The 12882-nt window shown below is 39.0% G+C and carries 15 protein-coding genes; 5 read left to right on the forward strand and 10 right to left on the reverse strand.

Annotated elements, in window-relative coordinates:
- Window position 1 precedes the first annotated feature (1 nt).
- The 5 genes from EJ994_RS07855 to mazG form a co-directional block, all read right to left on the reverse strand.
- The gene (locus EJ994_RS07855; RefSeq protein ID WP_126591949.1) at window positions 2–1660 is read right to left on the reverse strand and encodes an ArnT family glycosyltransferase; all 1659 of its coding nucleotides are present in this window, start codon (window positions 1658–1660) and stop codon (window positions 2–4) included.
- A complete protein-coding gene (locus EJ994_RS07860; RefSeq protein ID WP_126591950.1) occupies window positions 1657–2226 on the reverse strand; it encodes a phosphatase PAP2 family protein in 570 nt (189 codons plus the stop codon). The genes EJ994_RS07855 and EJ994_RS07860 overlap by 4 nt, the downstream gene beginning before the upstream one ends.
- 5 nt (window positions 2227–2231) lie before the next feature.
- Complete coding sequence (locus EJ994_RS07865; RefSeq protein ID WP_126591951.1) at window positions 2232–2459, reverse strand: hypothetical protein; 228 nt, start codon at window positions 2457–2459, stop codon at window positions 2232–2234.
- A gap of 19 nt (window positions 2460–2478) precedes the next feature.
- On the reverse strand, window positions 2479–3846 hold the full coding sequence (locus EJ994_RS07870) for an MATE family efflux transporter (RefSeq protein WP_126591952.1): 1368 nt from the start codon (window positions 3844–3846) through the stop codon (window positions 2479–2481).
- Window positions 3847–3927: 81 nt separating this feature from the next.
- Window positions 3928–4704, reverse strand: a complete 777-nt coding sequence (mazG, locus tag EJ994_RS07875; protein ID WP_126591953.1) for a nucleoside triphosphate pyrophosphohydrolase — start codon at window positions 4702–4704, stop codon at window positions 3928–3930.
- A gap of 319 nt (window positions 4705–5023) precedes the next feature.
- On the opposite strand from mazG, the gene EJ994_RS07880 reads away from it, so the two are divergent.
- Window positions 5024–5857, forward strand: coding sequence for a sugar phosphate isomerase/epimerase family protein (locus tag EJ994_RS07880; RefSeq protein WP_126591954.1), 834 nt, complete (start codon window positions 5024–5026; stop codon window positions 5855–5857).
- Window positions 5858–5963: 106 nt separating this feature from the next.
- Here the strand turns inward: EJ994_RS07880 and EJ994_RS07885 are convergent, their stop codons facing one another.
- A complete protein-coding gene (locus EJ994_RS07885) occupies window positions 5964–6431 on the reverse strand; it encodes a hypothetical protein (RefSeq protein WP_126591955.1) in 468 nt (155 codons plus the stop codon).
- 180 nt (window positions 6432–6611) lie between these two features.
- Here EJ994_RS07885 and EJ994_RS07890 point away from each other — a divergent pair, with 180 nt between their 5' ends.
- The 4 genes from EJ994_RS07890 (at window position 6612) to EJ994_RS07905 (ending at window position 10596) form a co-directional block, all read left to right on the forward strand.
- Window positions 6612–7334: an MIP/aquaporin family protein gene (locus tag EJ994_RS07890; RefSeq protein WP_126591956.1), complete on the forward strand. Its 723-nt coding sequence runs from the start codon at window positions 6612–6614 to the stop codon at window positions 7332–7334.
- 19 nt (window positions 7335–7353) lie between these two features.
- Window positions 7354–8229: an alpha/beta hydrolase gene (locus EJ994_RS07895; protein WP_126591957.1), complete on the forward strand. Its 876-nt coding sequence runs from the start codon at window positions 7354–7356 to the stop codon at window positions 8227–8229.
- A gap of 90 nt (window positions 8230–8319) precedes the next feature.
- Window positions 8320–8973 (forward strand): GDSL-type esterase/lipase family protein, encoded by a 654-nt coding sequence (locus EJ994_RS07900; protein ID WP_126591958.1) that lies wholly within the window; start codon window positions 8320–8322, stop codon window positions 8971–8973.
- A gap of 6 nt (window positions 8974–8979) precedes the next feature.
- Complete coding sequence (locus tag EJ994_RS07905; RefSeq protein WP_126591959.1) at window positions 8980–10596, forward strand: family 20 glycosylhydrolase; 1617 nt, start codon at window positions 8980–8982, stop codon at window positions 10594–10596.
- 52 nt (window positions 10597–10648) lie between these two features.
- Here the strand turns inward: EJ994_RS07905 and EJ994_RS07910 are convergent, their stop codons facing one another.
- Genes EJ994_RS07910 through ruvX form a run of 4 tightly spaced genes read right to left on the reverse strand, consistent with a single transcriptional unit; the run spans window position 10649 to window position 12827 of the window.
- The gene (locus EJ994_RS07910) at window positions 10649–11071 is read right to left on the reverse strand and encodes a DUF5606 domain-containing protein (RefSeq protein WP_099573728.1); all 423 of its coding nucleotides are present in this window, start codon (window positions 11069–11071) and stop codon (window positions 10649–10651) included.
- A gap of 60 nt (window positions 11072–11131) precedes the next feature.
- Window positions 11132–11722 carry a peptide deformylase gene (def, locus tag EJ994_RS07915; protein ID WP_126591960.1) on the reverse strand — a complete coding sequence of 197 codons (591 nt, stop codon included), beginning with the start codon at window positions 11720–11722 and terminating at the stop codon, window positions 11132–11134.
- Window positions 11723–11725: 3 nt separating this feature from the next.
- Window positions 11726–12385, reverse strand: a complete 660-nt coding sequence (locus EJ994_RS07920) for a DUF1919 domain-containing protein (protein WP_164721439.1) — start codon at window positions 12383–12385, stop codon at window positions 11726–11728.
- A 31-nt stretch (window positions 12386–12416) separates the two neighbouring features.
- The gene (gene ruvX, locus EJ994_RS07925; protein WP_126591962.1) at window positions 12417–12827 is read right to left on the reverse strand and encodes a Holliday junction resolvase RuvX; all 411 of its coding nucleotides are present in this window, start codon (window positions 12825–12827) and stop codon (window positions 12417–12419) included.
- Window positions 12828–12882: the final 55 nt, after the last annotated feature.

Consider the following 12882-nt stretch of genomic DNA (forward strand, 5'->3'; position numbering starts at 1 on the left):
TTCAATAAATATGTATGAGATACATTTTCTTCAAGACTTTATAACGCGTATTAGGATTTAAGAATTTGCCCTGTAAACGGGTGATTCGAAACTGTTTTACACTATGTCTTTTGTCCCAATCTATACCGGTTGCCCTAAGGGTCTCTAACTCCTTTTCATTGGCATACACCCAAATATCTTTCTTTTCCTTAAGGTCTTCTGCCGTTATTAATTGAACCGGATGACGATTATAAAAGTCCAAAGCCCATGTAAAATCGTTTCCGATTTTGTAAATCCTATCGACAGGAATCGTATTTTCCTTTACGACGGATGCCATTGCGGACCCACCCTGATAGGCCAATAAATTTGGGTAAAAATGAAAATTAAGAACCGTATTTAACAAGAGGGATGCACAGACGGAAACCGTAATTAAACGAACATACCTGGCCTCTCTTTTTAAAGCGTAATAGATGATTATGATTCCGCCTACAAGAAAAATACCATAGGTAAATAAGCTGGTTACCTTAAAAACAAAGAAGCACAATAAAGCCGAAGCTATGAATACGATTGCTAAAATAAAATATTGGCTCGCCATCAAATATTTAGTTGCTTTTTCCTTTTGAAATCGATGTAAATCGTACAAATAAGATGCGGTTATTACCGAGAACAACGGAATGGTCACATTTAAATAATGCGGCAGTTTAAATTGGGCAAAACTTATTAATATGAAGACCAATATAATACCACCGAGCGTTAAAAATTCTTGCTTGGGATGGTACTCAAATTTTAGTTTGATGAAGGTTTTTATTCTACACCATATACTCGTCAGGGCCAGTATGGTCCAAGGAAGGAAAACCCACAAAAAAGTATGAAAAAAGAAAAAGTAATCACTACTGTTCTTCCCAATTCCCTCACCGCTCAGCCGCTCAAAACTTTGTTCCCAAAAAATAAAAAAGATACCGCTTCGGTTAGATTTGCCACGAATTACCTTTTCCGGGTGTAAATCAAATTGATGGTAATAGGCATACAGCATGGGACTGATTACGATACCAAAAACCAATAAGGCAATAAGCACCTTCCAATTCAGGAAGGCATTCCATTTTCTAGTATAGGCAACATGGCAAAGAAGCGGTAAGCCAATCACCAATATGGCAATCTGTCCTTTAGTAGAGAAAGCTATTCCCGCACCTAGAGCCCCAAGAATGATTGCTTTAACACTACCGTTTTCAATATAGGTAGCTAATTTCCAGATAGCGAAAATGGTAAAGCCGGTAAGTATGGCATCCGTACGAACATCGATGACGCTTAACACTATGGTTTGGGCGGTCATGAATATCAGTGCTGCCAGCTTTCCCGTATGTGCGTTGTATAGAAGTCTACCGAGCCCAAAACAGCTATAAGCCCCTAGAAGCGTTGCCAAGATTCCAGGTATGCGATAGGCCCAATCGTATATACCGAACAATTTAAAAGAAAGTGCGGCCAGCCAGTAGTGCATATGCGGCTTGTCCAAATACTCATTAGGACCCTTAAACAGGTTCAAAAAATCATTTTCTTGGACCATACGCATTGCCATTACGGCAAACTGGGCAGAATCATTCTCAAAAAGGGTCACGAAAGTACCCGCAATATAGACCAACACGATAAGAAGGATTAAAAACCAATATCTTAAGTTGGATATCATAGGGAGAATTTACGAAGGGCAAATATATACAACTTTGCAAACAACCATCCAAGAAGAGCACCAATGAAGGCACCAGTGAGGATATCTAAAGGAAAGTGAACTCCAATATACACTCTACTGTAAGCCACGAGCGCAGCCCAAAAAAGAAGAGCAGCGGAAATATATTTTACTTCGGACTTTAGCACAACTCCAAAAAAGATTGCTATAGCAAAGGAGTTGGATGCATGTGCAGAATAATAACTGTACTTTCCGCCACAGTAACTTTTCACCAAACGCATAATTCCTGAAATATCTGAATCATGACAGGGTCTTAAACGCCCAATACCGTATTTGAAAAAATTACTCAATTGGTCGGATACCGTTATGAGCAATGCAATACTTACCAGTAAAAGAGCGGTACTCTTTAGACCGTATTTTCGATAAGTGATCAACAATAGAAAAGTATAGATAGGAATAGCACTGAACTTGTTGGAAACAAATTGCCAAAAATTATCCCATGAATCAACACCCAATCCGTTCAAGTAAAGGAATACCTCCTTATCTAAATGAAGAAGTTGTTCTAGCATTTTTATCAATCTTCGTAGCGAGAGATTTCCCTGTCATAAAAAGCGGTGGCGGCTTCTATAAGATTTTCCGCCTCGGCTTCCAATTCTTTTTCGTCCTCTTTAGAGAACTCCTCTAACCACTCTACCTCATCATTCTCTAAATTGATTACGAATCTTGGATACTCCGTATGTACTATAAAAATTGCACTTGGATAATCGGTATTGTCCCCTAATAAGAATTTTGGCAGTTCCATTTAAAACTCAAGTTTAGTATTAATTAGCAATCAATTTTTTAGTCAAATAATTGAATCGAATATACAACATAATGGCAGAAGCGGTCAGGCCCGTCAGTAGGCCTAACCAAATGCCTATACTTTTAAAATCGGTATAAAGGCCTAGGTAGTACGAAATAGGAAAACCGATTAGCCAGTATGCTATAAAGGTAATAAGCGTTGGGATTTTAACATCTTGCAAACCTCTTAGAGCTCCTAGCACAACCACTTGTACTCCGTCCGAAATTTGAAAGAACGCGGCCACCAATAACAACTGGGCTGCCAAGTAAATAACTTCCGCATTATCGGCGAGATGCAGGGTGTCGTTCGCATCCAGATACAAGGTAGGAAACCAATTTCTGCCCAACAAAAACAGTATGGCAAATACGATTTCCAATAAAAATGTCAGAAAGAAGATAGACTGCGCTATCCTACGGAGTTCTGTGAAATTTTTCAATCCTTTTTGGTTTCCCACCCGTATCATAGCGGCCACCCCTAGCCCCATCCCGAACATGAACGTCATGCTACTTAAATTAAGAGCTATTTGGTTAGCGGCCTGAGGATTCTTACCTAGAACTCCGCTCAACCAAATCGCCGCAGTGAAAATAGCAACTTCAAAGAACATTTGTAAGGCCGAAGGAAAACCAAGAGAAACGATTTTATTGATAATCTTTCTTTCAATATTTCTAAAATTGAACGCCGTAACATAATATCTAAATTTAGTTTTGCTTCTGAGCAATAACCATATATAGGCTACCATGATTATTCTAGCCACCAAGGTACCTATGGCGGCACCGACGATACCCCATTTGGGAAAACCAAGCGCACCGAATATCAATAGATAATTAAGTATGATATTCACAACATTGGCAATTACCGTGGCATACATGGGATACTTGGTCTGTGAAAGTCCTTCTGAAAATTGTTTGAAGGCTTGAAATATGATTAAAGGAACCAGGGAAAAGGCAACGATATCCAAATATGGTAAGGCCAACGCTACCACCTCTGTTGGCTGTTTCATTAAAAACATGATGGGTTTGGCCAACAAAATTAAACCGAATAAGGACATTCCTAAAAAAGTGCAAAGTAGTAAACCGTGTTTCAGGGCACCTTTGGCGTTCTCTCTATTATTGGCACCATCTGCCTCAGCTACCAAGGGGGTTATAGCTGTAGAAAAACCTATCCCCAAGGACATGGCTATAAATACAAAACTATTGCCTAGGGAAACGGCCGCTAGCTCTGCTGTTCCCAACTGCCCGACCATAATATTATCTGCGAACTGCACAAAAGTATGCCCTAGCATTCCCAAAATAACAGGCACCGATAGTTTAATATTATACGAAAATTCTTTGGTATAGTTCTGAAACAAAATAATAATGTTACGGGAGCAAAGATACTTCTAAAAATGAGTTTGCATCTCAAAATATAGGTAAGCGTTTAAGTATTAGCGTTAGTCTGCCTTCTTCGCCGCCTCCCAGTATATATCCATTTCCTTTAGTGTCATATCCTGAAGATAAATTCCTTTCTTCTGCGCTTCACGTTCCAAATACTGAAAACGCTTGGAGAACTTTTTATTGGTTCTTTCTAAGGCATTTTCTGGATTAATACCTAGAAAACGTGCGTAGTTTATCATAGAGAATAGTACATCGCCAAACTCCGCTTCAATTTTATCCTTGTCGCCCGTTACAATTTCTTGTTGCAGTTCTTCGAGTTCTTCGTTTACCTTTTCAAATACTTGGTGTGGTTCTTCCCAATCAAAACCTACACCGGCAACCTTATCCTGTATTCTGCTGGCTTTGACCAAAGCGGGCAAACTTTTTGGAACACCTTCCAGAACACTTTTTTTACCTTCTTTGAGCTTTATTTTTTCCCAATTCTGTTTGACCTCTTCTTCATTTGCGACCTTTACATCTCCATAGATGTGAGGGTGCCTGTTGATGAGTTTTTCGCAGATACCGTTCGCCACATCAGCGATATCAAAACTCTTTGATTCCGAACCGATTTTTGCATAGAAAACAATGTGCAACAACAAATCTCCCAATTCTCCTTTAATCTCCTTTAGGTCATTGTCTAGAATAGCATCTCCTAATTCATAGGTTTCTTCTATAGTAAGATGCCTAAGTGTTTGCATGGTCTGCTTTCTATCCCATGGACATTGCGCTCTGAGTTCCTCCATAATGGTCAGCAAACGGTCAAATGCCTGTAACTGCGTTTCTCTAGAATTCATTGTTCCAAAATTTAGCCAAAAGTACGAATAGTAGGTGTTTCCATTTAATTTTTGTTTCGGTAACTCTTAGCACTTTAGAATCACTTCAACAGTTCGTACACCAAAGAGACCTAGAAAAAAGAGTTGGTCGAGTTACTTGAAGTGGCCGGCAAACTAGTGTAGATTACTTGCATCTGAATTGTTTTCATTACTTTTAAAACCAACGTGGTGATGCACTTCTTTTTTGAACATAAATTTTCACCGTAATCCGATATTTCTCGGTAAGTTTCTTAAAACTGCGGAAATAGGTGACACTTACTAACTATTAATTATATAAAACATGAACGCACGTAGAGACTTTCTGATAAAATCTGGCTTATGCTGTGCTGGGGCTCTCGTAACGCCCCACATTTCTTTAGCTAGTTCTCCCAAAAGTGTGTATGGAGTACAATTATATTCCTTTAGGGACGACATGGCAAGAGATGCCAAAGGAACGTTGAGAAAAATTGCGGATTTAGGAATTAAGGAAATAGAATCCGCAAAGTCTTCCATGGGTCATTATTATGGCCTTTCTCCCCGGGACATGAAAACTGCTTGTGATGAATTGGGGATGAAATTGAAGAGTGGGCACGTGCATTTGGATAAAGATTTCGATAGCACCATTGAGGAGGCAGTGGCTGCTGAACAAGAATACTTAATTTGCTCGTCCATGCCATCAAGTGGACAAAATGTAGACAATTACAAAAGAGTCGCCGAAGCTTTTAATAAAGCGGGGGAATCCTGCAAAAAGTTAGGTATCAAATTTGGTTATCACAATCATGAATATGAATTTGAATCCGAGAACGGGCAAGTCCTCTATGATATTCTAATGGATAACACAGAGCCGGACCTAGTGCATATGGAACTAGATTTAGGATGGGTCATCATCGCAGAAAAGGACCCGGTACATTACTTTGAAAAATATCCGGGAAGATTCCCCCTTTGGCATCTAAAGGATATGAACATGACGGAAAAAGAGAGTACAGAATTTGGAAAAGGTGGTCTGGACATACCATTGATGATGCAGTATCAGAAATTATCAGGAGTAAAACATATTTTCATAGAGCAGGAAGAGTACGCTAGTAACCCCCTTGACAGTATGCGCCACAATCTGGCATATTTAGCAAAACTTTAAGCGATACGCCTAGCATTATTAATTATCAGCGATATCAGCTGTAAGGAGGAGTATTCTTTGAACGGTGATTCTAGTAACTATAAAAGGCCTAGAGCTCGTATAACATCTATTGCTTTGTGTACACAAAGTTCAAAAAACCGGGTAAGTTTTCTCCCCTATTTTCAGTTAAGGTATCCCCGCTTAAGGTAAAGTCTTGAAAATCCGAAGAATTTAATGATAAGGTATTTCCTGTATTACTCCAATTGCCAGAAAACGAAAGTGTATTACCACAATCAATAATATAAAGCTCTCCAGTTACCGGAGTTACGCTCACATCAGTAATTCTTGCCGTCCAAGTATTGTTACTGTTAATTGTCAAAAGCCCCGATAAACAAGGTAGTTCATCAATCAAGTTGGTTGAAGAAGTTCCGTCCTCATTTACGTCCTGTGCAAGATTGATGTTCACCGCTGTCAAATCCCAAGCTCCTATGGCTAAAAATGATTCCGGAACAACAGGAGTTCCCCCGTCATCGGATGAACATGAAAATAAAACCATTAGGATTATAAATAAGGTACTCCATTTTTGAACAGCCATTTTTACAAATTTTTTAGTAAGATTATAATTTTTTGATAAGATAAAAAAATATGGAAAGTTAATTTAGACTAAAAGAAGATGAAGCAATCGGCAGTGCATCTTATATTCAAACAAAAGTAAAGGGCGCATCACGCACTTTAATCATTACATTTTTTTATCTTAATCGGCCAAACGATAATAATGAATAATTACATTTTTGAATTTATAGGTACCGCTATGCTTATTCTTATAGGTAACGGTATTGTTGCTAATTTGGTTTTAAAGGAAACAAAAGGTTCCGACCTTGGATGGGTAGGGATATCCTTAGGATGGGGTATTGCCGTATTTATAGGTGTTTTTATAGCTGCGGACGTCAGCGGGGCACATCTAAATCCGGCCGTCACCATAGGCTTGGCCACCGCAGGAAAATTCACATGGACAATGGTCCCTGGGTATATTTTAGCTCAAACTCTAGGAGCCATGATGGGTAACATCTTGGTTTGGTTGGCTTACAAGAAACAGTATGAGGCCACTGAAGACCCTAATGCTATATTGGCAACGTTTTCCACGGCGCCTGCGGTCAGAAGTCCGTTTTGGAATCTAATCACAGAGGCCATTGGCACATTTGCCCTAGTATTTGGGGTCTTTTACATAGCAGGAGGTGCTGTCGGCGAAGAAACCATATCCTTAGGCTCCTTAGATGCTTTGCCCGTAGCCTTCTTGGTCATGGGAATAGGTTTTGGAATTGGTGGACCAACGGGGTATGCTATAAATCCTGCCAGAGATTTTGGACCACGTTTACTACATTCCCTGCTACCTCTGAGAAACAAGGGAACAAGTGATTGGAACTATGCTTGGGTTCCTATAATAGGTCCTATATTAGGTGCTTTATTAGCAGCTGGAATCTTTTTATTGATAGGTTGAACAAAATAAAACTTAATTCATGAAAACTTTTTTATCCTTAATGATCACTATTTTTATGGCCTCCAGCATTTATGCACAAAATATTATACCTATTCCACATGAAACTTCAGAAAATATCACTTGGGTGGGTGAAGAAAAAGAATACTTTTCGGACATCTGGCAAACCCCAGTGGTGACCAATGTATCAGTCCCGACCATGGAATTGTTTCAACCAGAAAACCCGAACGGTGTAAGTGTTATTATTGCTCCGGGAGGCGGGTTGTACGCATTGAGTATTGAAAGTGAGGGTACAGCCGTAGCCAAATGGCTGAACAAGAAGGGAATTACCGCGTTTGTGCTTAAATACCGATTAGTCCCCACAGGCGAGGATGGTGTCAAAGAAATTTCGGAAGAAGGTGCTACAAATCCACAAAGAATCGGAGAGCGGGTAGCGCCCGTTATGCCACTATCCATAGCAGATGGCCTTTCTGCAATTGCCTACGTGAGGTCAAATGCATCCTCTCTTAAGCTAGACCCGAATAAAATAGGTTTTATGGGTTTTTCTGCGGGCGGCGCAGTGACCATGGGTGTTACTTATAATTATGGAGAAGCTAACCGTCCGGATTTTATTGTTCCAGTGTATCCTTGGACAACCGTTTTACCCGTACAGCCCGCCCCAAAGAATGCGCCACCAATGCTCGTCATATGTGCCTCTGACGACCCACTAGGATTAGCAAGCGGAAGCGTTGAGTTGTATTCCTCTTGGCTTAAGATTCAAAAACCAGTAGGCCTACATATGTATGCTAAAGGCGGACATGGATTTGGCATGAAAAAACAAGGTTTACCCTCTGATGATTGGATACAGTTATTCTACGATTGGGCAGTAGCGGAAAATATCGTAACACCTTCTAAATAATTTACCCTCATGTTCCTTTAAATGACATTTGTCGAAAATGATTTGATAAAACTTTTAAGGCATCTTTATTTATACTTTTAACACCCTTTGATGAAAAAACTTCTGATACTTTACCTTTTCATAGCTACAATATCCCATGCACAAGAAAATATTCCTTTTGCAGAGGAAGTAGCCAATATTGCAATGAAATATGATACCATTTGGGATAGTTCTAAAGAGACCATCGTATTTACGGGAAGTTCCAGTGTTAGACTCTGGAAAAGTTTAGAAGAATCCTTTCCAGAGCATCAAATCATAAACACCGGTTTCGGTGGCTCACAGACATCCGACTTATTGTTACATTTAAATAGTCTGGTTTTAAAATATAAGCCGGTTAAAGTATTCATCTACGAAGGCGACAATGATATTTCAGCAAAAAAGAAACTTAAGGAAATCATACAAACTACAAATGCGATTATACAAGAAATAAGGAATCAAAACCCCTTCACTCAAATTATACTTATTTCTGCAAAACCGAGTATTAGCAGATGGAGACTTCGAGGAAAGTACAAACGACTCAACAAAAAGTTTCAAGGTTTAAGTAAGGAGGATATGTACTTAAGTTATGTTGATGTATGGAATCCTATGCTCGACGGAAGAAAATTAAAAAAGGATATTTTTATAACCGATGGCCTACATATGAACCAAAAAGGCTATGATATTTGGTATACCGCCATGAAAAATTTAGTAACCGACCTTAATTAAAAGAGAATGACCAAAAATTTTTTAACGAGATGTTTATTTTTATTGGCCTTAGCGATGGCAGTAATAGCTTGTCAAAAAGAAGAGAAGAAAAGAATACCGATGCCCACTACAGATTTGAGTAAGGTTAGTTTAATGCCTAAACCCCTCAAGACCGTACCCACACATTCCGCTTTTGCGCTAGACCAATTTACGGCAATCTATACTGCAAAAGGAGATACCGGTTTTGAACAAGTAGGAAAGTTCCTGTCCAAAAAATTAAAGTCCAAGATAGATTTGGAAATACCTGTGAATCAAGCCACATCGAATACGGTAGAACGTATTATCTATATCAATCAATCGGATAGTGTTAAGCTTGGGACTCCAGAGGCCTATCAACTTTATATCAATCAAGATTCCATAATACTCAATGCCAACACGGCAGAGGGTGCATTTAGGGGAATACAGACGTTGAGGCAGCTCGTACCAGAAACGAGCAATGATACCCTAGCGGAGCAATCCATATGGCCGGTTCCGACAGGAAAGATAACGGACAGTCCAAATTTCGCCTATAGAGGTTCCATGTTAGATGTAGCACGCCATTTTTTTAGTGTGGAGGATGTAAAGAAATACATTGACCTTTTATCCTATTATAAAATAAACGTGCTACATCTACATTTATCCGATGATCAAGGATGGCGGATAGAAATAAAATCATGGCCAAAATTGACCGAGGTAGGAGGCAGCACAGAAGTAGGCGGTGAAGCCGGCGGTTTCTATACCCAAGAAGACTATAAGGAAATTGTGCGTTACGCGGCAGAACGGTATATGACCATCATACCGGAAATTGATATGCCCGGGCACACCAACGCCGCATCGGTCTCCTATCCGTTTTTAAATGGAAATGGTAAAATGCCAAAGTTATATGAAGGCACCCATGTCGGTTTTAGCACATTTGATACCAGAAAAGATACAGTATACGCTTTTGTGGATGATGTTGTCCGGGAAATTTCGGCGATAACGTCTGGTCCCTATTTCCATATCGGAGGAGACGAAAGCCATGTTACCAAGAAAAAAGATTACATCTATTTTGTAAATAAAGTGGAAAAAATAGTGCAGAAGTATGGCAAGCGCATGATTGGTTGGGACGAAGTTGCCATTGCGGATATCGATTCCACCTCTATTTCTCACTGGTGGTCTAGCGAAAAGAATGCGAAAAAAGCAGTTGAAAAAGGAATGCAAATAATTATTTCTCCAGCAAAAAAGGCCTATTTAGACATGTCCTACGATAGTCTATCAAAGCACGGTTTGCATTGGGCGGCCTATATTCCTGTAGATACCGCCTACGTTTGGTCACCTGAAGAGTATGGCGAGATACCTCTAGAGCATATATTAGGTGTTGAAGCACCCCTTTGGTCAGAAACTATAAGTAATATTGATGAATTGGAATATCTGGCCTTTCCAAGAGTTATTGGCTATTCCGAGCTGAGCTGGAGTATTCCCAAAAATAGAGATTGGGAGGATTATAAAATACGGTTGGCAGACCAAGCTCCCTTCTTGGATAGGATGAACGTAAAATATTACCCCTCTCCACTTATAGATTGGAAAAAGAGCAAATTCAGTTATGAAAAAATAGATAAGGACTAAACAAAAAAGCCTCGACATTTTGTCGAGGCTTTTTATTTGTTCTCATGGGTACCTATTCCTCAGTAGCATCATCACCGGCCGAATCTTCAGAAAAGTCCGCCATGTTCTTATCCACCAAAATATTGTACCACTGTATTATTTTTTTAATATCACTCGCATAAACTCGGTCTTCGTCATAATTAGGAAGTACTTCAAAAAAGTACTCTTCTAACTTTATCTTTTCCGCTTTATGACTTATAGATGTCTTAGCTCCTTTTTCTTTTACTTGTATATTGAGAAAAACCTCACGTAAAGGCAATTCCTCATCAAGAGTATAGATCGCAATTTCTGAAAGCACACTAACGTTGCTGCGTAAACCTACACTTATCTTTTTACCATCTAATAGGGACTCCGCAACAAAACCAGATCTAGTCTGGGTAATAAGCTGGTACAAGCCCGGTTTCCCGGCAACAGATAATATTTTTTCCAATCCCATGAGCTATACTTAAATTTTGAGCGACAAATATTATATTTTTATAATGATAAACGGAAAGATTTAACGTCCTTTTTTTTGATTTGGAAAACGCATGCGATAATCCACATTAATTTTACCTTTCGAAATATTGGTCAACCTACCTTTTATGAGTCGTTTTTTCAACGAGGATAACTTATCCGTAAAAAGCACTCCTTCTATATGATCGTACTCATGTTGAATGACCCGCGCCAAAAGACCATCATAAGTCTTGGTATGCTTTTTAAAATTTTCGTCTAGATAAGTAATTTTTATCGTGTCTTTTCTGTTAACGTCTTCTCGCACATCGGGAATACTAAGACAACCCTCGTTAAAAGGCCATTCCTCTCCCGTCTCCTCTTCTATCTTCGCATTTATAAAGACCTGTTTAAAGCCCTTTAATTGCTGCTGTTCATCTGTTGACAATTCTTCATCGTCGGCAAACGGTTCCGTGTCCACCAAAAAAATACGAATCGCCAAACCTATCTGCGGTGCCGCAAGACCTACCCCGTTCGCATTATACATGGTTTCCCACATATTGGCAAGCAAGTCATTTAATTTAGGATAATCCTTATCTATATTGGATGCCACTTTTCTTAGAACCGGGTCACCGTAAGCTATTATAGGTAAAATCATTTCTTATTGTTTAAATCTTGTTCGTGTTACACTCGCCGTATTCAAATAGTTCACTACATCAAAATACAAAAAGGTAAGTTTAAATCTTTTCTTGCCGTTAGGCGGTGCTCCCTTCTTCTTGGATAAATCTTGAATGAACTTAATATGCCGGTGCTTGTCCAAGCCTTTTATTTTATAGAAAGAGAAGGATATTTTATTCTTAAAGTTTAGCTTATGAAAAGCCAGGATATCACTTTCGGTAACTCCCCTCCTATCACAGATACTAAAAAAATAATCGTCCTTATTTTTATGCTTTAGCATGCGTTCCCTTCTTCTATACCACTTTTCCTTAGCTTCCTCTGGATTTGAGTAATGTTGGAAATGAATCTCTATATCATCTAAAACGCCTATGGGATAATCGTTATGAGCTTCGGGGTACTTAGAAATTTCACGGAATTTCAATTCCAATTTCATGTACCTATCAAAATCGTTTAAAAGCTTCATATAACACGGTCCAAATAAAAACAGCCCCACAAAAGGTGTGTTGTAGGGTATTCCCAACCACTGGTAGACTTGACCTCCCCAGCAATTACGACTGATAAGAACAAACGTTCTATTTTTTAATCTGGTAATATCCTTCTTTTGGTAATAAGAACTAAATACATGCCTTATCTTTCTCTTCAAGAAAATTTCTAGTTTCCGTAACATATTCAAATTAGGATCTTTCCAAAAAGGACTGAAGAATAATAGTTGCGCTTATTTCATCTATCAACGCCTTATTCTTTCGTTGTTTTTTACCCAACCCAGCATCTAACATACTCTGAAAGGCCATTTTTGAGGTGAATCGCTCATCCTGCCTATGTATTTTTATCGTTGGATGATTCTTGGCCAACTCCTCTAAAAACGGTAGAATTAAAGCTTCTGCTTCTGATGGTTCGTTATTCATTTGTTTGGGCTCTCCTACCACAAAATCCGTAACGTTTTCATCCGTCATGTATTTTTTCAGGAAAACAAAAATATCTTCAGTCGCCACGGTAGTAAGACCAAACGCTATGGAACCCATTTCGTCCGTGACCGCAATTCCAGTCCTTTTTAAACCATAATCAATTGCGAGAATTCTTCCCAATTTAAATTTTTGGCAAAAATAAAGTATAATTTGTTATATGTGTCTCTCATGGGAG

Origin of the sequence: Maribacter sp. MJ134 (genome assembly GCF_003970695.1) — a bacterium.
Lineage (GTDB): Bacteria > Bacteroidota > Bacteroidia > Flavobacteriales > Flavobacteriaceae > Maribacter.

What these genes read in the sequence shown, in the direction of transcription:
- EJ994_RS07910 (WP_099573728.1), bottom strand. Translation starts at nt 11,071, where the DNA reads ATGGGATTGGAAAAAATATTATCTGTTGCCGGGAAACCGGGCTTGTAC.
- EJ994_RS07890 (WP_126591956.1), top strand. Translation starts at nt 6,612, where the DNA reads ATGAATAATTACATTTTTGAATTTATAGGTACCGCTATGCTTATTCTT.
- def (WP_126591960.1), bottom strand. Translation starts at nt 11,722, where the DNA reads ATGATTTTACCTATAATAGCTTACGGTGACCCGGTTCTAAGAAAAGTG.
- mazG (WP_126591953.1), bottom strand. Translation starts at nt 4,704, where the DNA reads ATGAATTCTAGAGAAACGCAGTTACAGGCATTTGACCGTTTGCTGACC.
- EJ994_RS07855 (WP_126591949.1), bottom strand. Translation starts at nt 1,660, where the DNA reads ATGATATCCAACTTAAGATATTGGTTTTTAATCCTTCTTATCGTGTTG.
- EJ994_RS07885 (WP_126591955.1), bottom strand. Translation starts at nt 6,431, where the DNA reads ATGGCTGTTCAAAAATGGAGTACCTTATTTATAATCCTAATGGTTTTA.
- EJ994_RS07880 (WP_126591954.1), top strand. Translation starts at nt 5,024, where the DNA reads ATGAACGCACGTAGAGACTTTCTGATAAAATCTGGCTTATGCTGTGCT.
- EJ994_RS07865 (WP_126591951.1), bottom strand. Translation starts at nt 2,459, where the DNA reads ATGGAACTGCCAAAATTCTTATTAGGGGACAATACCGATTATCCAAGT.
- EJ994_RS07905 (WP_126591959.1), top strand. Translation starts at nt 8,980, where the DNA reads ATGACCAAAAATTTTTTAACGAGATGTTTATTTTTATTGGCCTTAGCG.
- EJ994_RS07900 (WP_126591958.1), top strand. Translation starts at nt 8,320, where the DNA reads ATGAAAAAACTTCTGATACTTTACCTTTTCATAGCTACAATATCCCAT.
- EJ994_RS07895 (WP_126591957.1), top strand. Translation starts at nt 7,354, where the DNA reads ATGAAAACTTTTTTATCCTTAATGATCACTATTTTTATGGCCTCCAGC.
- EJ994_RS07860 (WP_126591950.1), bottom strand. Translation starts at nt 2,226, where the DNA reads ATGCTAGAACAACTTCTTCATTTAGATAAGGAGGTATTCCTTTACTTG.